The sequence below is a fragment of the Vogesella mureinivorans genome (genome assembly GCF_007644035.1).
GTDB classification, from domain to species: domain Bacteria; phylum Pseudomonadota; class Gammaproteobacteria; order Burkholderiales; family Chromobacteriaceae; genus Vogesella; species Vogesella mureinivorans.
Map to the genome: position 1 here is coordinate 35,954 of NZ_VMTV02000003.1, position 20,800 is coordinate 56,753.

At 61.8% G+C, this 20,800-nt stretch carries 19 protein-coding genes; 10 read left to right on the top strand and 9 right to left on the bottom strand.

What is annotated here, in order from left to right:
- Nucleotides 1-131: 131 nt before the first annotated feature.
- The 6 genes from flhB to FLQ44_RS00205 are packed head-to-tail and all read left to right on the top strand — an operon-like array spanning nucleotide 132 to nucleotide 7,215.
- Nucleotides 132-1,289, top strand: a complete 1,158-nt coding sequence (flhB, locus tag FLQ44_RS00180) for a flagellar biosynthesis protein FlhB (RefSeq protein ID WP_147692536.1) — start codon at nucleotides 132-134, stop codon at nucleotides 1,287-1,289.
- Between the two features lie 15 nt (nucleotides 1,290-1,304).
- Nucleotides 1,305-3,389, top strand: coding sequence for a flagellar biosynthesis protein FlhA (gene flhA / locus FLQ44_RS00185; protein ID WP_147692537.1), 2,085 nt, complete (start codon nucleotides 1,305-1,307; stop codon nucleotides 3,387-3,389).
- A gap of 3 nt (nucleotides 3,390-3,392) precedes the next feature.
- The gene (gene flhF, locus FLQ44_RS00190; protein ID WP_147692538.1) at nucleotides 3,393-4,838 is read left to right on the top strand and encodes a flagellar biosynthesis GTPase FlhF; all 1,446 of its coding nucleotides are present in this window, start codon (nucleotides 3,393-3,395) and stop codon (nucleotides 4,836-4,838) included.
- Nucleotides 4,839-4,840: 2 nt separating this feature from the next.
- Entirely contained in the window at nucleotides 4,841-5,701 is an 861-nt protein-coding gene (locus FLQ44_RS00195; RefSeq protein ID WP_147692539.1) for a MinD/ParA family ATP-binding protein, read from the top strand.
- A 1-nt stretch (nucleotide 5,702) separates the two neighbouring features.
- Nucleotides 5,703-6,446 (top strand): RNA polymerase sigma factor FliA, encoded by a 744-nt coding sequence (locus tag FLQ44_RS00200; RefSeq protein WP_276607813.1) that lies wholly within the window; start codon nucleotides 5,703-5,705, stop codon nucleotides 6,444-6,446.
- A gap of 19 nt (nucleotides 6,447-6,465) precedes the next feature.
- Nucleotides 6,466-7,215, top strand: a complete 750-nt coding sequence (locus FLQ44_RS00205) for a flagellar motor protein (RefSeq protein WP_147692540.1) — start codon at nucleotides 6,466-6,468, stop codon at nucleotides 7,213-7,215.
- 69 nt (nucleotides 7,216-7,284) lie between these two features.
- Here FLQ44_RS00205 and FLQ44_RS00210 read toward each other — a convergent pair whose 3' ends face one another.
- From FLQ44_RS00210 to htpG, 3 genes are all read right to left on the bottom strand, one after another.
- Nucleotides 7,285-8,679: an exonuclease domain-containing protein gene (locus FLQ44_RS00210; protein ID WP_147692541.1), complete on the bottom strand. Its 1,395-nt coding sequence runs from the start codon at nucleotides 8,677-8,679 to the stop codon at nucleotides 7,285-7,287.
- Between the two features lie 76 nt (nucleotides 8,680-8,755).
- Complete coding sequence (locus FLQ44_RS00215) at nucleotides 8,756-9,349, bottom strand: 3'-5' exonuclease (protein ID WP_147692542.1); 594 nt, start codon at nucleotides 9,347-9,349, stop codon at nucleotides 8,756-8,758.
- Between the two features lie 156 nt (nucleotides 9,350-9,505).
- On the bottom strand, nucleotides 9,506-11,410 hold the full coding sequence (htpG, locus tag FLQ44_RS00220; protein WP_147692543.1) for a molecular chaperone HtpG: 1,905 nt from the start codon (nucleotides 11,408-11,410) through the stop codon (nucleotides 9,506-9,508).
- A gap of 200 nt (nucleotides 11,411-11,610) precedes the next feature.
- Between htpG and FLQ44_RS00225 the strand changes: the two genes are divergently transcribed.
- Together FLQ44_RS00225 and FLQ44_RS00230 are read left to right on the top strand one after the other, a co-directional pair.
- Nucleotides 11,611-13,140, top strand: a complete 1,530-nt coding sequence (locus tag FLQ44_RS00225) for a sensor histidine kinase (RefSeq protein WP_147692544.1) — start codon at nucleotides 11,611-11,613, stop codon at nucleotides 13,138-13,140.
- A gap of 9 nt (nucleotides 13,141-13,149) precedes the next feature.
- Entirely contained in the window at nucleotides 13,150-14,751 is a 1,602-nt protein-coding gene (locus tag FLQ44_RS00230) for a DUF3369 domain-containing protein (RefSeq protein WP_147692545.1), read from the top strand.
- 63 nt (nucleotides 14,752-14,814) lie between these two features.
- Here FLQ44_RS00230 and adk read toward each other — a convergent pair whose 3' ends face one another.
- From adk to FLQ44_RS00260, 6 genes are read right to left on the bottom strand one after another with little or no spacing between them, the layout of a single operon-like run.
- Nucleotides 14,815-15,471 carry an adenylate kinase gene (gene adk, locus FLQ44_RS00235; protein WP_147692546.1) on the bottom strand — a complete coding sequence of 219 codons (657 nt, stop codon included), beginning with the start codon at nucleotides 15,469-15,471 and terminating at the stop codon, nucleotides 14,815-14,817.
- Between the two features lie 28 nt (nucleotides 15,472-15,499).
- Entirely contained in the window at nucleotides 15,500-16,270 is a 771-nt protein-coding gene (gene kdsB, locus FLQ44_RS00240) for a 3-deoxy-manno-octulosonate cytidylyltransferase (protein ID WP_147692547.1), read from the bottom strand.
- Nucleotides 16,267-16,449 (bottom strand): Trm112 family protein, encoded by a 183-nt coding sequence (locus tag FLQ44_RS00245; protein WP_147692548.1) that lies wholly within the window; start codon nucleotides 16,447-16,449, stop codon nucleotides 16,267-16,269. The genes kdsB and FLQ44_RS00245 overlap by 4 nt, the downstream gene beginning before the upstream one ends.
- Nucleotides 16,430-17,404 (bottom strand): tetraacyldisaccharide 4'-kinase, encoded by a 975-nt coding sequence (gene lpxK, locus FLQ44_RS00250; RefSeq protein ID WP_240801138.1) that lies wholly within the window; start codon nucleotides 17,402-17,404, stop codon nucleotides 16,430-16,432. Before lpxK ends, FLQ44_RS00245 begins: the two co-directional genes overlap by 20 nt.
- Nucleotides 17,405-17,442: 38 nt before the next feature.
- Nucleotides 17,443-17,862 (bottom strand): ExbD/TolR family protein, encoded by a 420-nt coding sequence (locus FLQ44_RS00255; RefSeq protein WP_147692550.1) that lies wholly within the window; start codon nucleotides 17,860-17,862, stop codon nucleotides 17,443-17,445.
- 8 nt (nucleotides 17,863-17,870) lie between these two features.
- On the bottom strand, nucleotides 17,871-18,482 hold the full coding sequence (locus FLQ44_RS00260) for a MotA/TolQ/ExbB proton channel family protein (protein WP_147684483.1): 612 nt from the start codon (nucleotides 18,480-18,482) through the stop codon (nucleotides 17,871-17,873).
- A 364-nt stretch (nucleotides 18,483-18,846) separates the two neighbouring features.
- On the opposite strand from FLQ44_RS00260, the gene xseA reads away from it, so the two are divergent.
- Together xseA and FLQ44_RS00270 are read left to right on the top strand one after the other, a co-directional pair.
- Nucleotides 18,847-20,202, top strand: coding sequence for an exodeoxyribonuclease VII large subunit (xseA, locus tag FLQ44_RS00265; RefSeq protein ID WP_147692551.1), 1,356 nt, complete (start codon nucleotides 18,847-18,849; stop codon nucleotides 20,200-20,202).
- Nucleotides 20,203-20,299: 97 nt separating this feature from the next.
- Nucleotides 20,300-20,749: a DUF4442 domain-containing protein gene (locus FLQ44_RS00270; protein ID WP_147692552.1), complete on the top strand. Its 450-nt coding sequence runs from the start codon at nucleotides 20,300-20,302 to the stop codon at nucleotides 20,747-20,749.
- The last annotated feature ends 51 nt before the right edge of the window (nucleotides 20,750-20,800 follow it).

Sequence of the window (20,800 nt, forward strand, 5' to 3'; positions counted from 1 at the left end):
AATAAGTTAATCGCGCCATTTTACCACCCAGCTGCGGCGATGCGGCCAACCTTTGCGCCAAGTCGCAGCGCTGCGCACGGCAATCCGCTAACATGCCCGCTTGATCCACTCACCCGATACGCCGCTGCACCATGGCCGATAGCGATCAGGAAGACAAAACAGAAGCCCCCTCGGGGCGACGGATAGACCAGGCACGCGAAGAGGGTAACGTCCCCCGTTCGCGCGAGCTGTCTACCTTCGCCGTTACCGCCACCGGGCTAGCCCTGCTGATGGCCACGGGCGAAGGCATATACCAGTACCTGCTGAAAGTAATGCACGACTGGCTAAGCTTTGACGCGGCACGCGCCAAGAGCACCGACATTATCCTGGAGCAGTTTCGCGCCAGCCTGGTAGACGCGCTGCAGGCCATGGCGCCCCTGCTGGGCGGCCTGTTCCTGGTGGCGGCGCTGACGCCCTTGCTGATTGGCGGCTGGAACTTCTCCACCAAGGCCATCATGCCCAATTTTGGCAAGCTGAACCCGTTCAGCGGCATCGCCCGGCTGTTTTCGGTACAGGCCGCCAGCGAGGGCTTGAAAGCACTATTGAAAAGCCTGCTGATTGGCGGCGTAGCCACCTGGGTAATCTGGGGCGAGCGCGGCGACCTGATCGGCCTGGTCAGCATGCCGCTGGACCGCGCACAGATTCACCTTATCGGCCTGATGGAACATACCTTCCTGATTGTGGTCGGTGCCATGATGGTGCTGGTGCTGCTGGATGTGCCGTTCCAGCTGTGGCACTACACCAAGAACCTGCGCATGACCAAAGAAGAGGTCAAGCAGGAATATAAAGAGCAAGAAGGCTCGCCCGAAGTAAAAGGCCGTATCCGCCAGCTGCAACGCGAAGCAGCCCGGCGGCGAATGATGCAGGAAATCCCCAATGCCAATGTGATCATTACCAACCCCACGCACTACGCGGTGGCGATTCACTACGAAGACGGCATGGCCGCGCCCAAGCTGATTGCCAAGGGCTCGTTGAAGATGGCCGAAAAGATCATCGAAAAGGGGCGCGAACACAAAGTACTGGTAGTGCGGGCGCCGCCTTTTGCCCGCGCTTTGTATTTCAATGTCGAGCTGGGTGAAGATGTGCCCAGCAAACTCTATACCGCCGCGGCACAGGTGCTGGCATATGTGCACCAGCTCAAGCACTATGAACAACAAGGCGGTATTTCACCGGTTTTCCCCGAGAAACTGGAAGTACCGCCCGAGCTTGACCCTGAAACCAAACACACTCAACATACTGCGCCCACCTGAAACTATTGATAAGGCATGGATAAGTTGCTGGAATTCCTGAAAAAGATCGACATCAACACCCTGGCCGGCCCGGTGCTCATCATCCTGGTGCTGTCCATGATGGTGCTGCCGCTGCCGCCGCTGCTGCTGGACATCTTTTTTACGTTCAACATTGCGATCTCCATCATTGTGCTGATGGTGGGCGTCAACACGCGTGAACCGCTGGAATTTTCCTCGTTTCCTACCGTACTGCTGATTACCACGCTGCTGCGGCTGTCCTTGAACGTGGCCAGTAGCCGTATCATCCTGCTGGAAGGCCACAACGGTACGGACGCCGCCGGCGCCGTGATCGAATCGTTTGCCCACTTCCTGATTGGCGACAACATCACCATCGGTATCGTGGTGTTCATCATCCTGACCATCATCAACTTTGTGGTGATCACCAAAGGTGCCGGCCGTATTGCCGAGGTATCGGCACGCTTTGCGCTGGACGCCATGCCCGGCAAGCAGATGGCCATCGATGCCGACCTGAACGCCGGCCTGATCGGCGAAGAAGAAGCCCGCACCCGCCGCGCCAAGATTGCCGAAGAAGCCAACTTCTTCGGCTCCATGGATGGTGCCTCCAAGTTTGTGCGTGGCGATGCCATGGCGGGCATCCTGATCATGGTGATCAACATTGTGGGTGGCCTGATCATCGGTATCCTGCAGCACGACATGGCCGTGGGCGACGCGGCAGAAACCTACACCCTGCTGACCATCGGTGACGGCCTGGTAGCCCAGATCCCCGCCCTGATCATCTCTACCGCCGCCGGTATGGTGGTCGCGCGGGTCGGCACAGAAAAAGGCCTGTCCGAACAACTGGTCAGCCAGCTGTTTGCCAACCCGACCGTGCTCTACCTGACCGCCGCCGTCATCGGCCTGCTGGGCATGATCCCCAGCATGCCGCACATGGCTTTCCTGCTGATTGCCGGCACCCTGGCAGGCACCGCCTGGTGGCTGGACAAGCTGGCAAGCGAAAAAGCCGCCGCGCCCGCCGCCAGCAGCGCCCCGCCACCGGCCATCATGGAACAACCGCTGGCTGAAGTGAGCTGGAAAGACGTACAAGCGGTGGACGCGCTGGGGTTGGAGGTAGGCTACCGCCTGATACCGCTGGTAGACCGCGACCAGGACGGCGAGCTGCTACGCCGCATTCGTGGCATCCGCAAAAAAATGGCACAAGAGCTGGGCTTTCTCGTGCCCGCCGTGCATATCCGCGACAACCTGGAAATCCGCCCCAATGCCTACCGCATCTTGCTCAAAGGCGTAGAAATCGGTACCGGCGAGGCCTACATCGGCCAGTTTCTGGCCATCAACCCCGGCCAGGTCAGCGGCGAGCTGCACGGCATGGCCACCACCGACCCGGCCTTTGGCCTGCCTGCCGTCTGGATAGAAGCCAGCCGCCGTGACGAAGCGCAGAACATGGGCTACACCGTGGTGGACGCCAGCACCGTGGTTGCCACGCATATCTCCAACTTGCTGCAATCGCACGCCGCCGAGCTGCTGGGCCGCGAAGAAGTACAAGCGCTGATCGACCATGTGGCCAAGGAAGCACCGAAGCTCATCGAAGACCTGGTGCCGAAAGTGGTACCCGTAGGCGTACTGCAAAAAGTCCTGCAACAGCTGCTGACCGATGGCATCAACCTGCGCGACTTCCGCACCATTATCGAAACGTTGGCCGACCACATCGCCATCACCCAGGATATCGACGAGCTGACCAGCGCTGTACGTACCGCGCTATCGCGTGCCATCGTGCAGCAGCTGTTCCCCGGCGAGCAGGAATTGCCGCTGATGACGCTGGAACCCTCACTGGAAGGTATCCTGCTACAAGCCGTCAACAGCAAGGCTGGTGGCGGGCTGGAGCCGGGCCTTGCAGAGAATCTATTGGCCAATGCCGCACAGCAAACAGAAAATGTTGAAAATCAGGGTTACAATCCAGTCTTGCTTACACCGCCGGGTTTGCGACCACTACTGGCACGCTTTCTGCGCAGGGCACTGCCACAACTGCGCGTGATTTCGCATAATGAGATTCCAGACAGCAAATCCATTCGTATAATTGCGGTGATTGGGGGGAGCAAAGGCTAATAGATGGTCGTCAGAAAGTTCTACGGCAAAACCACACGCGATGCACTGCGCCAGGTTCGGGAAGAGCTTGGCGCTGACGCGTTGATCCTGTCCAACCGTCCAACGTTGGGCGGCGGGGTAGAGATCATGGCCGTAGCCGACGCAGACGTGTCTGCGCTGGCCACCACCCTCACCCCGCCCTCGCAGCCCAAGCCGCCGCGTAATGTGCCGCAACAGCCGGCCCCGGTCAGCCCGGCACCGCAACAGCAAGCCAGCCCGGCGGTAAACCGCGCGCTGGCGCGCACCTATGCCATGCCGGTAGAGCCACTGGAGGAGCCGCCCGCCCCGCCACCGCCACCTCCGCCGCCAGAACCGCCGCGCAACCAGCCGCAGCCGTTTCTGGAGCACGTACAAGCCAGCTCGCGCCGTACCGCCCCGCCACCGCAAAGTGCCGCGCAGCCCGCCGCTGCGGCCAACCCGCGCCGCGCAGCGCCCGCGCAGGACGAGCCGGACCGCGAGCAAATGGCGCAAGAGCTCAAGCAGATCAGCGACGAAATCAAACAGCTGCGCAGCCTGCTGCAAAGCCAGCTGGCCGGTTTTGCCTGGTCCGACATGGAGCAGCGCACGCCCAACCGCACCGAGCTGTTCCGCCATCTGCTGACCGCCGGTTTCAGCTCGGCGCTGATCCGCCAGCTCACACAAAAGCTGCCGCCGCAGTACGACGGCGACGTGGCGCAAAAATGGGCGCGCTCGGCACTGATCCACAACCTCAAGTGCATGGACCCGCTGCACGACCCTATCGAGGCCGGCGGCATCTATGCCCTGGTCGGCCCCACCGGCGTGGGCAAAACCACCACGGTAGCCAAGTTGGCCGCCCGCGCCACCATGCGCTACGGTGCGCAAAGCGTGGCGCTGATTACCACCGACACCTACCGTATCGGCGCACAAGACCAGCTGCGCATCTACGGCAAGATTCTGGGTGTGCCGGTGTTTTCGGTACAGAACGAAGGCGACCTGCAGCTCACCCTGGCCGACCTGACGCCGCGCAAAGTAGTACTGATCGACACCGTGGGCATGGGCCAGCGCGATGCGCGGGTACAAACCCAGCTGGACATGTTCAACCAGGCCGGCCGCCCGGTACAACGCCTGCTGTTGCTGGCGGCCAATGCCGACGGCCACACGCTGGAAGACGTGGTACGCCACTACAAAGGCGATGGCCTGACCGGCGCCATCGTGTCCAAGATTGACGAAGCGCTCACCCTGGGCCCCAGCCTGGATGTGGTCATCCGCAACCGCCTGCGCCTGTTTTACGTGACCAACGGCCAACGTGTGCCGGAAGACATCCACGCGGCCCACGCCGAGCTACTGATAGACCGCGCGCTGCGTGCCGCACAGAACAATTCGCCCTTCAACCCCGCCGGGGACGAAATGGCCATCATGAACGCCGCACAATCCGGCTGGCTGGGGTAAGCATGAGCGATCAAGCCTCCAGCCTGCGTCTGCAGCGTGCCCAAGCCGACTACCCGCCCAGCTTTGCCTTTATCGGCGGCGAAGGCAGCGGCGTGAGCACCCTGGTGGGCGAGCTGGCCGCCAGCCTGGCCCTGCGCGGTGGCCGCCCGCTGCTGATAGAACACCAGCCGGGCCACCAGCAGGCACGCCGCCTGGGCCTGCCCGCCACCGGTACCTTTGCCAGCCTGGCCATTAGCCTGGGCGGCATCAACGAGCTGATGGTGGCCAACCGCTACGGGCTGAACCTGATCAACCTGGCCGCCAGCAGCGAAGAACGCACGCGCCTGTCGCCACGGCTATGGCGGCGGCTGGCACACGAGTTTGCCTCGGTAGAAGCCGACAGCAGCGTGCTGCTGATCGACTGCCCCAATATCGGCGACGACCCGGCCCCCGCCTGTATCGCCGATAATCTGGTGCTGGTACTGAGCCCCGATGCCGACAGCCTTACCCAGGGCTACGCCAGCCTGAAAAGGTTGGCCGCAGACTACGCGCGGCGCCGGTTCAATGTGCTGGTCAACCATGCACAAGACTTTGAAGAAGCCCAGGCCGTGTTCAACCGCCTCAACAGCGTGGCCGGTGACTACCTGTCGGTAGCGCTACGCTGGGTAGGCTTTGTCCCGGCCGACAGTACCGTGCGCAAAAGCCAGACCCTGCGCCGCCCCACCGTAGAAGCCTTTGCCGAATGCGAAGCCGCGCTGGCCTATAACCAGCTGGCCGACATGCTGCCGCGCTGGCACGCGCCCGACCAGAGCGCGCCACGCAGCAGCTATCTGGAGCACCTACTCATGACAACCAAATCGCTTGCAGACTTGACAGGGTCCTGACATGGCAGCTCACCACAAAATGCGGGCCTACGCCCAAGCGGCGGATACCCGCCCGGCCATACAGATCGAACAATACACCCCGCTGGTCAAAAAGCTGGCCAGCATGCTGGTAGCCCGCCTGCCCGCCAGCGTGGATATCAACGACCTGATCCAGGTAGGCGTGATCGGCCTGATGGAAGCGGCCAAACAGTTTGACCCGGCCCAGGGCGTGCAGTTTGAAACCTTTGCCAGCCAGCGCATCCGCGGCGCCATGCTGGACGAGCTGCGCCGCGAAGACTGGATGCCGCGCCAGACCCGCCGCAACAGCCGCCAGATCGAAGACGCCATCCACAAGCTGGAACAGCAGCTGGGCCGCTCGCCCATCGAAAGCGAAATCGCCGAGCACATGCAGCTGCCGCTGGACGAATACCAGGCCATGCTGGGCGAATGTCGCGGCATTGGCGTGGTGCACTTTGAAGACTTTCAGGACGACGAAGGCAACGCCACGCACAGCATCGACAATATTGCCGACGAACACGGCGTCGAGCCCTCGGCCGTACTCAGCGACGATGCCTTTCGCAACGCGCTGGTCGATGCCATCAAGCTGCTGCCAGAGCGCGACCAGCTGGTGATGAGCCTGTACTACGAGCAAGAGCTGAACCTGAAAGAAATCGGCGCCGTACTGGGCGTTTCCGAATCGCGCGTGTGCCAGCTGCACAGCCAGGCCATTACCCGCCTGCGCAGCCGCCTGCGCGAGTGGACCTGAACCTTAACGAAAGCCAAACTTGGACAAGATCAGTATTGTCGCTGTGCTGGGCGGGCTTACCGCCATCCTGGCTGGCCAGGCGCTGGAAGGCGGCCACCTGGGCTCCCTGCTGCAGCTCACGGCGTTTCTTATCGTGATTGGCGGCACCGCCAGTGCCGTCATGCTGCAAAGCACGCCCAAGCAGTTTGTCACCGGTATGCGCATGGCGCGCTGGGTATTCAGCCCGCCACCATTCGAATACGACAAGCAAATCCGCGAAATCGTGAACTGGAGCCAGACCAGCCGCCGCGGTGGCCTGCTGGCGCTGGAAAGCTTCGTCAACAGCCAGAAAGACCCGTTCATCAAGAAAGCCCTGCAAATGCTGGTGGACGGCGGCGAGCCGCAAAGCATTCGCGAGGTACTGGAAAGCGAAATCGACAGCCACGAGCACGGCCGCAAGCAGGCCGCCAAGATCTGGGAATCGGCCGGCGGCTACTCGCCCACCATGGGTATCCTGGGCGCGGTACTGGGCCTGATTCACGTGATGGAAAACCTGTCCGACCCCGCCAAGCTGGGCGGCGGCATTGCCGTGGCCTTTGTGGCGACCGTGTACGGCGTGGGGGCGGCCAACCTGCTGTTCCTGCCCATGGCCACCAAGCTCAAGCACTTGATCCGGCTGGAAAGCACCGGCAAAGAGCTGGTGATGGAAGGGGTCGTCGCCATTGCCAACGGTGAAAACCCGCGCCTGATCGAAGCCCGCCTGCGCAGCCTGGCCAGTATCAACGACTAAGCGCTGCGCCACCAAGCCATGCAAAACGCCACCTTTACGGTGGCGTTTGTCTTGTGACTGCCCGCCAGCTCAAGCCAGCTCGCGCAGCGCGGTGTTCTCCATGGGCTTTTTGATGAAGGCAGCCAGCAGCTTGTAGGTATCCACATCAAAGCGCGGCGTCCCCTGCGGGGCGGCCTGTTCGCTGCGGCGGCTGCCCAGGTAACACCAGCGTTCGAACAGGTGCTCTTCCCACTCGCCGCTTACCGGGTCGGTTTCGCGCACCGCAATCATGCCCGCGTAGGGCCAGCTCTTCAGCTTGACCTTCGCCAGCGCATGCAGCAGACGGGTATTGTGGTTGGCCGCGTCCTCCCGCCCGATGCACGCCCCCTTGCAGCGGCCGATCTGGTAGGCAAAGCAGGCGCCCTTGCGCGCCCCGCGCTTTTCCAGCTGCAGGCAGGTCTGGCACAGGCCATTGGCCTCGCACAGCTCGCCTAGCGCCTTCTTGGCCTCTTTCTGCGTGCGGAACAAGCCATAGATGGTATCCAGGCGGGCAAAGTCCACATCGCGCGCGTACACGATGCGCGGCAGCAAAAAGCCGTCCGCGCCCTCGGCCAGCTGCAAGGTACACAGCTCTTGCTCCAGCCGGCCACGCTGGTTGTGCAGCGGCTTTTTCTGCTTGATCAGCTGCAGCTCCAGCAGCAGCGCGCCAAACTCGCCGATGGTTTCCACCCACTCTACGTGGCGGATTTCCTGGCTGATGCGCATTTCCTTGTGCTGGCGATGGTCGCCGCTAAAGTGCGACAGCACGCGCGTGCGCAGGTTGACGCTTTTGCCCACGTAGAGCGGCAAGCGTTTTTCGTCGTAGAACAGATACACGCCCGGCACGTCGGGCAGGTTGTCCACCACCTCCGGGTCCAGCCCCGGCGGTACCGACGGCAGCGCCATCAGCTCGCGCGCGGCGTCTTCCACCACACTCTGGCCCAGGCTGGCCGTGCTCTGGCGCAGAAACTGGTACACCGCCTCGGCGTCGGCCAGCGCACGGTGGCGCTCGGCCAGCACAATGCCGTGGCGGGCGATGATGCTGTCCAGGTTGTGCTTGTAGTGTTGTGGATAAAGGCGGCGCGACAGCTTGACGGTACACAGCACATCGCTGCGAAAGCTCAGCCCTACCCGCTTGAACTCGTTCTTCAGAAAGCCGTAGTCAAAGCGCACGTTATGGGCAATGAACAGCCGGCCTTGCAGCTTTTCCAGCAGCGCCGGGGCGATATCGGCAAACGGCGGCGCGCTGGCCACCATGTCGTTGCTGATGCCGGTCATCTGTTCGATGAAGGCCGGAATGCTTTGCCCGGGGTTCACCAGAAAGTCAAAGCGCTCCACGTGCTCGCCATCCACCAGAATGACGCCCACCTCGGTGACACGGTCGCGGGTGATATGGCCACCGGTGGTTTCCAGATCCACGATGGCGCAGGGTTGCTCAAACAGCATGAAAATACTCAGGAAGATCAGGGGTCAAGCCCGTGCCACGCGCGGGACGGGCAGACTAACACAGCACCACGGCAGGTCAAGTACCCTGTAGCGCCTGCCACACGCGCCAGGCCACCCAGGCATCGTTGGCCGCATACAGCTGCTGCGCCTCGGATAGCGCGCTCAGCGACCAGTTGGACGTGGATTGTTTTTTGGATTTGCGAAAGTACTGGCCAAACAGCTGGGCTACCGCCTGCACAGCGCCAATGGTCAGGCGCTTGTCCTCGCACTGGAACAGGTTGCCCAGGTCCAGCAGGTTCAGGTCGGTGACGCCAAAGCGGTTTTTCAGGTGGGCGCGGTCCGAGCTCAGGTCAAAGCCGGCCAGCGTCAGGCCGGGGCGCGACAGCAGTGCGGCCAACGGTGCCGGCATCGGGCCTTCGCCCAGCGGAAACAGCCAGCCATGGTCGGCGCTAGCCAGCTGCACCAAGTGCGGCCCGGTAGGCTTCTGGCCCTTGTGAAAGGTTGGCCGCGACTCGGTATCAAAACCCAGTACGTCGTGCGCCTGCAGGGCGGCAACGGCGGCCAGCAAGCCGGCTTCGTCCTGCACCAGGGTAATCTGCGACAGCGGCAAACCGGCAAACGGCGGCAGCGCCTTGATCTCGTCTTTGGGGAGGTGGCGGGTAATTTTCATGGCCGTAACAGTACCAAAGCACAGCAGGCTTTGACCATGAAAACCACCACAAATCCGTAAAACAGGCCGGATGCCGCTTGGCGCACCGTGCGCGTTATGGGTGCCCCCAAAAACAAAAAGCCGCCCAACCGGGCGGCTTGCGGCCAACTGTTACACTCAGGCCGACAGCTCCAGCATCAGCTTGTTGATGCGTTTAACGAAGGCTGCCGGGTCTTCCAGCTTGCCGCCTTCGGCCAGCAGCGCCTGGTCGTACAGCACATTGGCCAGGTCTTCGCGGCGGCCGTCGTCAGACTCGGCGGCCAGGCGTTTTACCAGCACGTGCTCCGGGTTGATTTCCAGCGTGGGCTTGGCACCTTCCGGCACCGGCTGGCCGGCGGCTTTGAGCATGCGCTCCAGGTGGGCGCTCATGTCCTGCTCGCCTACCACCAGGCAGGCCGGGCTGTCGGTCAGGCGGGCGGTGGCGCGCACGTCTTTCACGCGCTGGCCCAGCGCTTTCTGTACCAGCTCCACCACCGGCTTGGCGGCTTCTTCCACTTGCTTCTGCGCTTCTTTGTCGGCGTCGTCTTCCAGCGCACCCAGGTCCAGCGCACCTTTGGCCACAGACTGCAGCTTCTTGCCGTCGAACTCGGTGAGCGAGCCGGTCACCCACTCGTCCACGCGGTCGGTCAGCAGCAGCACTTCCACGCCCTTCTTCTTGAACACTTCCAGATGCGGGCTATTGCGCGCAGCAGACAGGGTGTCGGCGGTGATGAAGTAGATCTTGTCCTGGCCTTCCTTCATGCGGGAGGCGTAGTCGGCCAGCGACACGGCAGGCACATCGCCTTCGCTGGCGGTAGACACAAAGCGCAGCAGCTTGGCGATGCGGTCTTTGTTGCCAAAGTCTTCGCCCACGCCTTCTTTCAGCACCTGGCCGAATTCTTTCCAGAAGTCGGCGTATTTCTCTGGCTGGTTGGCCGCCAGGTCGTCCAGCAGGCCCAGTACTTTCTTCACGCAGCCGGCGCGGATGGCGTCGATGTCTTTGGATTCCTGCAGGATTTCACGCGATACGTTCAGCGGCAGGTCGTTGCTGTCGATGACGCCACGTACAAAGCGCAGGTACTGCGGCATCAGCTTGTTGCTGTCTTCCATGATGAACACGCGGCGCACGTACAGTTTCACGCCTTGCTTGCGGTCGCGGTCCCACATGTCGAACGGCGCGCGCGACGGGATGTACAGCAGCTCGGTGTACTCCTGGCGGCCTTCTACGCGGGCGTGGCTCCAGGCCAGCGGGTCGGTAAAGTCGTGGGCAACGTGTTTGTAGAACTCTTTGTACTGCTCTTCGGTAATGTCGTTCTTGCTGCGGGCCCACAGCGCGGAGGCTTCGTTGACGGTTTCAAAGTCGTCGCTGACGATGACTTCGCCGTTTTCGCCGTAGCTGTTGCCCTTTTTCATCTCGATAGGAATCGAGATGTGGTCGGAGTAGGTGCGCACGATGCGCTTGAGCGACCAGTCGTTGAGGAAGTCTTCGTTGCCGTCTTTCAGGTACAGCACGATTTCGGTGCCGCGGCCGGCTTTGTCTACCTGCTCCAGGGTGAAGTCGCCTTCACCGGCCGATTCCCAGCGCACGCCTTCGCTGGCGGCAGCACCGGCACGGCGGGTGGTCAGTGTGACCTTGTCGGCCACGATAAAGGCGGAGTAGAAGCCCACGCCAAACTGGCCGATCAGGTTGGCGTCTTTTTTGGCGTCGCCGGACAGCTGCTCGAAAAAGGCTTTGGTGCCGGATTTGGCGATGGTGCCGATGTTGGCAATCACCTCGTCACGGCTCATGCCGATGCCGTTGTCGGCAATGGTGATGGTCTTGGCATCGCTATCCACACTGATGCGGATTTTCAGATCGGGGTCGCTCTCGAACAGGGCCGCATTATTCAGGCCCTCGAAACGCAGCTTGTCAGCGGCGTCGCTGGCGTTGGATACCAGCTCACGCAGGAAGATCTCCTTGTTGGAGTACAGGGAGTGGATCATCAGCTTCAAAAGCTGTTTGACTTCGGTCTGAAAACCCAGGGTTTCTTTCTGTGCGCTCATAGTGTCTGTCTGTGAGGTTAACAACGGTAGACACTAGATAGGGCTGCTCGCGGCAATTTCAATACCATGTTGGCCGCATTGCCATTGCAGCATTTTGGACACGCAGACAAGAACACTTGGTCTGGCTCGCCATATTCTGCATAAAAGCTATAAAAGCGTGGCGTAATATGAAATAGACACCCGATGAATGGAACGCTGCCATGCATAGCATCAAGGCAAGACTGCTGATCTGGATCCTGTTTGCCCTGCTACTGGTGCTGGGCGCAACCGGGCTGGCATCTTATCGCAGCACGCAGGCGCAGGAAGAGCAAGACTACCTGGCGCTGAAAGACGGCCTGAAGCAGCGCCTGGCCCTGTCGCTACCGCACGGGGTGTGGCAGCTGGATGACGAGTTCATCCGCCTGACACTGGATGCCGAGCTGGAATCTGCTGCCGTGGTAGGCATGCGGGTAGAAGGCGATGCCGGCCTGTACCTTGGCCGCCAGAACCTGCCCGATGGCCGCGTGGTAAACCTGAAAAAAGACGATCAGATCAAGAGTGACGAAACGCTGGTGCTCCCGGTGCTGTACCAGCAGCGTGACAACCTGGGCACCATCACCGTTTACCTGTCGCGGGCGCGCATCGACAACCGCCTGGAAAACGAAGTATTGCGCCAGGGCATGCAGGCGCTGCTGGTGGCCGTGAGCTTGTCCATCATCCTGGTACTGCTGCTGCGCAGCTATGTGTTCTCCCCCATCAAAGAACTGCACGCTGCCCTCCTGCGGGCATCGCAGCTGGAAAGCAATGAAAGCACCCAGCTGCCCGAGGCACGGTTTTCCGAGTTTTCCGAGCTGGCGCACGGGGTCAATGCCATCACCCAGAAAGTGAGTAACGAGCTGGTACGCCGCCGCAATGCCGAATCGTGCGCGCTGGAAGAAAAAGAGCGCGCCGAAGGCGCCTACCAGCAGCTGCTGGAAACCCAGGACACGCTGATCCGCACCGAAAAGCTGGCCTCGCTTGGCGGGCTGGTGGCCGGGGTGGCGCATGAAATCAACACCCCGGTGGGCATTAGCCTGACCGCCGCATCGCACCTGTCGCTATCGACGCAGCAAATCGTCAGCCAGTTTTCCAGCGGGCAGATCAAGAAAAGCGATCTGCAAGACTACCTGCACACGGCCGAAGAGTCGTCGGCGCTGATACTGAGCAATGCCGAACGTGCGGCCAACCTGATCCATAGCTTCAAACAGGTGGCAGTAGACCAGACCAGCGAGGCACGCCGTACGTTTGACCTGAACGAGTACCTGCACGAGGTCATTACCAGCCTGCGGCCCAAGCTGCGGCGCACGCATACCCAGGTGGAAATCGACTGCCCGGCAGGGCTGGAGATGGATAGCTACCCCGGTGCCCTGTCGCAAGTGGTAACAAACTTGGTGATGAATGCCCTGCTGCATGCCTATGATGAAGAACAGGAAGGCACCATCCTGATCAAGGCCGATGCACTATCGCGACAAAAATTACGGCTGGTCGTCAGTGACGATGGCAAGGGCATACCAAAAGAAAACCTGGAGCGCATCTTTGAACCGTTCTTCACCACCAAACGTGGCAATGGCGGTAGCGGGCTGGGTTTGCACATTGTTTTCAACATCGTCTTCAAGCGCCTGGGGGGCAATATCAATGTGGACAGCATGGTGGGTGAGGGGACCCGCTTTACATTGACCCTGCCCTGCGTGGCACCAGAACAACAAGCGTAAGGAACCAGTATGAGCGAGCTCACCGACAACAACGACTGGCTGCTGGACGACCAGGACACCCCGCTACCGGATACCCCGCAGCGCCGCCCCTGGAATGTACTGATCATCGATGATGAAAAAGACGTCCACAGCGCCACCCGGCTAGCCATCAAGGACCTGCGCTACAAAGACCGCCCGCTGGCCCTGCTGAGCGCCTACAGCGCGGCGGAAGGCTACCGTATCCTGCAACAGCATCAGGATATTGCACTGATACTGCTGGATGTGGTGATGGAAACCGACGATGCGGGCCTGCGCCTGGTAGAGCGCATCCGCCACGAGCTTGGCAATACCGTATCGCGTATCGTGCTGCGTACCGGCCAGCCTGGCCAGGCGCCCGAGCAGGAAGTGATCCTGAACTACGATATCAACGACTACAAAACCAAAACCGAGCTGACGGTACAAAAGCTGTTTACCACTGTGATTGCCTCGCTGCGCGCCTACGAAAACCTGGTGGCTATCGAGAAAAACCGCCAGGGCTTGTCCAAGATCCTGGAAGGCGCCAGCGACCTGTACCGGCTGCGCTCGCTCAAGGAGTTTGCCTCCGGCGTGCTCAAGCAGATCAGCGCGATTCTGGACGTAGGCACAGACGGCGTACTGTGCATGGAAAACACCCACTACACCGGCAGACCAGAGCTGGAAGTGCTGGCGGCGACCGGCGCATTCGAATCCCTGCTGAATAAAAACGATAGTGCCATCGCCCAGCAGTTTCCCGAGCTGCACACCGCCATCCAGGAAGCCCTGGGCGGCAAGAACAATGTTTACCGCCACCCGCTGGACATCCTGTACATCTCGCCGCAAAACGGCCGTGAATTCGTGGTGCACTTTTCGCCACCGTGGCCGTTGGAGGACGTAGAGCGCAGCCTGCTGGAGGTGTACTGCCAGCGCATTTCATCGGCGTACGACAACCTGTACCTGTATTCGCAGCTGATCAGCTCGCAAGAGGCCACCGTGGTGGCGCTGGCCGACCTGGCCGAATTCCGCGATACCGACACCGGCGAACACGTGCTGCGCGTGCAGCTGCTAAGCGATGCCATTGCCGCCGAGCTGCAACGCATGGGGGTATACGAAGACGACCTCACGCCCCGCTTCATGGACATGATAGGCATGGCCAGTATCCTGCACGATGTGGGCAAGGTCGGCACACCCGACCATATCCTGTTCAAGCCAGGCCGGCTGGACCCGGAAGAGCGCCGCATCATGGAGCAGCACGCCACCATTGGTGCCAATATCCTGCGCAAGGCCAGCACCATGGTAGAGGGGCTGAGCTACCTGTCCATGGGCGCCGATATTGCCGGCGGGCACCACGAGTATTTTGATGGTAGCGGCTACCCGCACCAGCTGCAGGGGCAGGCGATTCCGCTATCGGCCCGTATCGTGGCCGTGGTGGATGTGTTTGATGCGCTGCTGCACAAGCGCCCGTACAAGGAGCCCTGGCCACTGCAAGAAGTACTGGACTACATCGCCGGCCGCGCCAATACGCAGTTCGACCCGCATGTGGTCAACGCCTTGCTGCAGCTGGTCAATGAAAGGCGCCTGCCCGCGCCGTTACTGGGGCCGCTGGAAAACAGCTAAGCGGGGGACAGACATGAAAAAAGGCGGGGATAACCCCGCCTTTTTTTGTGGCCATGCGCGCGATCAGGCGCCCAGTGCCGCCAGTACGGTATCGCGTACCGACTCTACTGCCTGGGTACCGTCGATCTTCACGTACTTCGGTGCCTTGGCATCGCCGGAGGCAGCCATTTGCGAGTAGAAACCTACCAGCACTTCGGTCTGCTCGTGATAAACGTCCAGGCGTTTTTTCACGGTGTCGGCCTTGTCATCGTCACGCTGTACCAGCGGCTCGCCGGTTTCGTCGTCCACGCCTTCCGCTTTTGGCGGGTTGTATTTCACGTGGTAGGTACGGCCGGAAGCCACGTGTACGCGGCGGCCGGACATGCGGTCGATGATGTTTTCGTCCGGCACGTCGATTTCGACGACGTAGTCGATATCCACGCCGGCTTCTTTCATGGCTTCAGCTTGCGGGATGGTGCGCGGGAAACCGTCAAACAGGAAACCGTTTGCGCAATCCGCCTGGGCAATACGCTCCTTCACCAGACCGATGATGATGTCGTCGCGTACCAGACCGCCTGCATCCATGATCTGTTTCGCTTCCACACCCAGCGGGGTGCCGGCTTTGACGGCTGCGCGCAGCATGTCGCCGGTGGAGATTTGCGGAATACCAAACTTTTCCTTGATGTAGTTTGCCTGGGTGCCTTTACCAGCGCCCGGAGCGCCCAACAGAATCAACTTCATCGTTTACTCCCATCATTCACTTGTTGTGTTATTCGGAAAGGTTGGCCGCAACGATGGCTCGCACGCGGGCCAGGTCTTCCGGCGTATCCACGCCGGCTGGCGGCGCGTCGGCCACACATTCAACCGCAATGTCAAAACCGTGCCACAGCATGCGTAGCTGTTCCAGCGCCTCGAACTGCTCCAGCGGCGCGGGGGCCAGCTGGCTGTAGGTATGCAGCAGGCTGGCACGGTAGGCGTACATGCCGATGTGGCGGTACACCGGCAAGCCGGCCGGCAGGGTGCTGCGGTCGGCTGCGAAGGCGTCGCGGGCAAACGGGATGGCGGCACGGCTGAAATACAGCGCCCGCCCCTGCTTGTTCACCACAACCTTCACCACGTTCGGGTTGAACATGTCTTCTGCACTGTGGATGGCGTGCGCCAGCGTAGCCATAGGCAGCGCGCCATCCTGCATTTGTGCGGCCAGGGCATCGATCAGCGCCGGGTCAATCAGCGGCTCGTCGCCCTGCACGTTTACCACTACGGCATTGTCTGGCAGCGCCAGCAGGCTGGCTACTTCGGCCAGGCGGTCGGTACCGCTGGGGTGGTCGGCACGGGTCAGCACCACCTCCACGCCGTGTGCGCGGCAAGCGTCCACAATGCGCGGGTGGTCTGTGGCTACGATCACGCGGCTGGCGGCAGACTGCGCGGCACGCTCGGCGACACGCACCACCATCGGTTTACCGCCGATATCGGCTAGCGGTTTTTCCGGCAGGCGGCTGGATGACAGCCGCGCGGGAATCACCACCAGGAAACCGCTCATTGCACTTCTTCCTCGGGTGCCAGCTCGCGGGCTTCGCTTTCCAGCATCATGGGGATGCCGTCACGGACAGGGTAAGCCAGGCGGTCGCCTTTGCAGATCAGCTCCTGCTTGGCTTTGTCCAGATGCAGCGGGCCTTTGCACAGCGGGCAAACCAGAATTTCAAGAAATTTTGCGTCCATTTGTTTCTTTCAGTCGGGACAGTATCCACGGGGCCAGATCGGGCTCCAGCCGCGCGGCCACGGGCAGAATCCATAGTCTAGCATGATTGACGCACTGCAACTTGACCGCGTCCTTGGCGGTCACAATCACGGCGTCGGCGTCTTGCGGCAGGTCGGCTGCGGCTAGCGGGTGGTGGTCTGGCAGGGCAATGCTGCGCTGCAAGGTCAGGCCCAGGCGCAGCAGGGTGTCAAAGAAGCGCTGCGGATTACCGATACCGGCCAGCGCCACCACGCGCTCCGCGGCAAAGTCCTGCGCCTGGCGGGTGTCGGCAGGGTTGGCCGCACGGTAGAACGCACCGGGTGCCAGCGTCTGGCGGAACACCGGCACGCCCGCAGGCAAGGCCAATGCGCCCGCCTGGCCGCCATTCACCACCAGCGCGTCCACACTGCGCAGGCGCGAGGGCGCTTCGCGCAAGGGGCCGGCCGGCAACAGGTGGCCGTTACCCAGCCCGCGCTCGCCGTCGAGCACCACGATTTCCAGCGACCGGCCCAAGGCATAGTGCTGCAGGCCATCGTCGCTCAGCATCAGGTCCAGGTCCGGGTGCTGCTGCAGCAGCAGGCGTGCGGCCGCGATACGGTCGCGCCCTACCGCCACGGGTGCGCCAGTGGCGGCCAGCAGCAAGGGCTCGTCCCCCACCAGGCTGGCAGGTGTGTGGGCCGACACCAGCGTGGCGGCGGTATGGCTGCCACCGTAACCGCGGCTGATTACCCCCGCCTTGACCCCCAGCGCAGCAAAGTCGCGCAGCAGGGTTTCGGTCAGTGGCGTCTTGCCCACGCCGCCCACGTTGATATTGCCGATGATCACCACCGGCACCGGCAGCGTGGTCACGGTTTTCAGGCCACAGCGATACAGCAGCCGGCGCAGTGCGGCCAACAGGGCAAACAGCCCTTCGGGCAGGGCCAGAAGGGCTGTCATCCACCAGACAGGGCGGTACCAGTGTTGCTCCAGCCGGTTCACGGCGTCACCGACTGGGTAGCAAAGGTCAGCTGCGACAGGCCGGCAAAGCGCGCCGCTTCCATCACCGACACCACCGACTGGTGGGTGGCCTGCGCGTCGGCACTGATGATCACCACCGGGTTCTGCTTGCCGCTAGACAGTGTTTTCAGCAGCGTACTGAGCGCAGCCACCGACTTGTCTGCCGGGCGGCTGCCATTGACCAGATAGTCCCCTGCCCGGCTTACCTCTACCCGCAGCTCGGCGCTTTTCTTCTCTTCTGCCTTGCCCTCTGCCTGTGGCAGGCTGACTTGCAGCTCGGAAAAACGCGAGTAGGTAGTGGTGACCATCAGGAAGATCAGGATCACCAGCAGCAGGTCGATCAGCGGGATAAAGTTGATTTCCGGCTCTTCACGCTGGCCACGACGTCGAAAGTTCATGCCTGCTCCTAGTCGCCGTGGCGGTCGCCGTGGATGGCTTCTACCAGGCGCACGGCCTGGGCTTCCATTTCCACCAGAAAATCATCCACGCGGGCGCGGAAGTGGCGGTAGAAAATCATGCTGGGGATCGCCACCACCAAGCCGAATGCGGTGTTGTACAAGGCTACCGAAATACCATGCGCCAGCACGCGCGGGTCGGTGCCGGTGGGCGATTGCGAGCCGAAAATCTCGATCATGCCGATCACGGTACCCAGCAGGCCCAGCAGCGGCGACATGGCGGCGATAGTGCCCAGCGTGGTGAGGTAGCGCTCCAGCTCATGTGCCACAATGCGGCCTTCGTCCTCGATGGCCTCTTTCATCACCTCACGCGATGCGCTGACCTGGCGCAGGCCGGCAGCCAGCAGGCGCCCCAGCGGCGAATGCCCGCGCAGCTCGGCGGCCATATCACGGCTGGCACCGCCACGGCGCAGCTGCTGCAGGGTTTGCGCCAGCAGCCCTTTGGGCACCACCAGCGCGGCGCGCAGGCTGTAAAAGCGCTCGATGGTAATGGTGAGGGAGATAACGGAAGCGATAATGATGGTCCAGATCGGCCAGCCAGCGGCTTCAATGATAGACAGCACGAGGGGATTCTCCCTTGATTGAGCAAGCGTTAAACTTTATCGGGTAGGCGGCAGGGGCGCAATACGATTGCCTTACCACCGCAGGTGAGACATTGTCCCAAGTTATGGCGCTAAGTGTCGATTTTTTCTAGGCTTTTACCAAGCATCCACAAAAGCTGTGGATAACTCTGTGGATGAAGCCGGAGCAAGTGCCTATCCCCTTGTAAAAACAAGCCTGCCGCTACATTGCACACAAATTACACGGCAGAACTAAGCCATTGTTTTTAAAGGTTTTTGATTTTTTCAATTTACCCCACTGCACGCTGCATGCATAAGCAATCAGCCTGTTTTTGTTTTACCCCCCTCTGTGGATGACTTGACAAGCATGTTTTTCGGCGCATCACAAAACGACGTCATCAGCGTCAGCTCGCTCAACCGTATGGCCCGCGACCTGCTGGAAAGCGGCTTGCCGCCCATGTGGATAGGCGGCGAAATTTCCAACCTGACCCTGGCCGCCTCCGGCCATGGCTATTTTTCGCTGAAAGATGCCGGGGCGCAGGTGCGCTGCGTCATGTTCCGTAACAAGTTGGCCGCATTGGGTTTTCGCCTGCAAGAAGGCATGCAGGTAGAGCTGCGCGGGACGGTAACCTTGTACGAAGCAAGGGGCGACTACCAGATCAACGTCGACAGCATGCGCTCCGCAGGCCTGGGCCGGCTGTACGAGGCGTACGAGCGCCTGAAAGCGCAGCTGGAAAAAGAAGGATTGTTCGACAATCAGCGCAAGCGCGCCATCCCGGCCAACCCGCGCCGCGTGGGGATTGTCACCTCCCCTGCCGCCGCCGCGCTGCGCGACGTGGTGACCACGCTGCGCCGGCGCATGCCATCCATCGAAGTTGTGCTCTACCCCTGCCAGGTACAAGGCCAGACCGCAGCGCAGCAGATTGCCGCTGCCATCGCTGCGGCCAACCGCCGCAACGAGGTAGACGTGCTGATCGTGTGCCGTGGCGGTGGCAGTATCGAAGACCTGTGGGCGTTTAACGAAGAGCCGGTAGCCCGCGCCATCGCCGCCAGTACCCTGGCCGTGGTCAGCGGCGTGGGGCACGAAACCGACTTTACCATTGCCGACTTCGTGGCCGACCGCCGTGCGCCTACCCCGACGGCGGCTGCCGAAATGGTCTCGCCCAGCCGCGATGCCATGCAGCAGCAGCTAGACCTGACACGCCGCCACCTGGCGCGTGCCCTGGGCCGCCTGCTGACTGATAAAACCCAGCGCCTGGACTACCTGGCGCGCCGCCTGCAACACCCCGGCGACAAGCTGCGCCGCCAGCAAGCCAGCCTGCAACAGCTGGAAGCCCGCCTGCAACGCAGCCTGCAGCAAGGCCTGCAGCAGCGCAACTGGCGCATCAGCAGCCTGCAACACCGCCTGCAGCGGCAGCGGCCCGATATCCGCCGCCAGCAAGCCGGGCTACAGCACCAGGCGCAGGCGCTGCAGGCCACCATTCACCAGCGCCTGGCGCACAGCACGCTGGCACTGGGCCGGCTGGAGGCCACCCTGCTGGCCATGAACCCGGAGGCCGTGCTGGCACGCGGCTACGCCATCGTGCAAAACGCCGCCGGCCAGGTGGTGCGCTCGCCAGGCGAGCTGCAGTTTGGCGAACATGTACAGATTCACCTGGCCGACGGTGTCACCGGGGCGCGCATCGAACCCCTGCACGGCACGCAAAGCGAGCTGCCGTTCTAGCCACAGCCTGGCCACCTAGTCGGTGGCCAGGTGCTTGACGCCCCGCGGCAAATTACCGACGATGGCATGATTCAAACAGCCGTTTCACAGCACACACATGAACCATCGCCTCGCCAAAACCGTATTCAACTTGTGGCCCCCGTTCTGGGGCGCCGGCATCAAAGTGGCACGCATTGCGCCAGACTGGAAACAGGTAGAAGTCCGCCTGCGCCTGGGCCTGACCAACCGCAACTACGTGGGCGTGCACTTTGGCGGCAGCCTGTACGCCATGACCGACCCGTTTTTCATGCTGATGACGCTGAAAAACCTGGGCAATGACTACATCGTGTGGGACAAGGCCGGCCGCGTGGACTACGTGAAGCCGGGCAAAGGCGTGGTCATGGCGCGCTTCCAGCTGCACGATGGCTGGCTGGAAGAGGTACGCAGCGCCACCGCCAGCGGCGAAAAATACCTGCCCGAGCTGGAAGTAGACGTGGTGGACAGCCAGGGCGAGCTGGTGGCCAAGGTCCACAAGACACTCTATATACGCCGCAAAAAGAACCGCTAAACCCGCCCGCCGCCGCACCGTGTAATGTGGCGGCTACCAACAGCCGTGCGG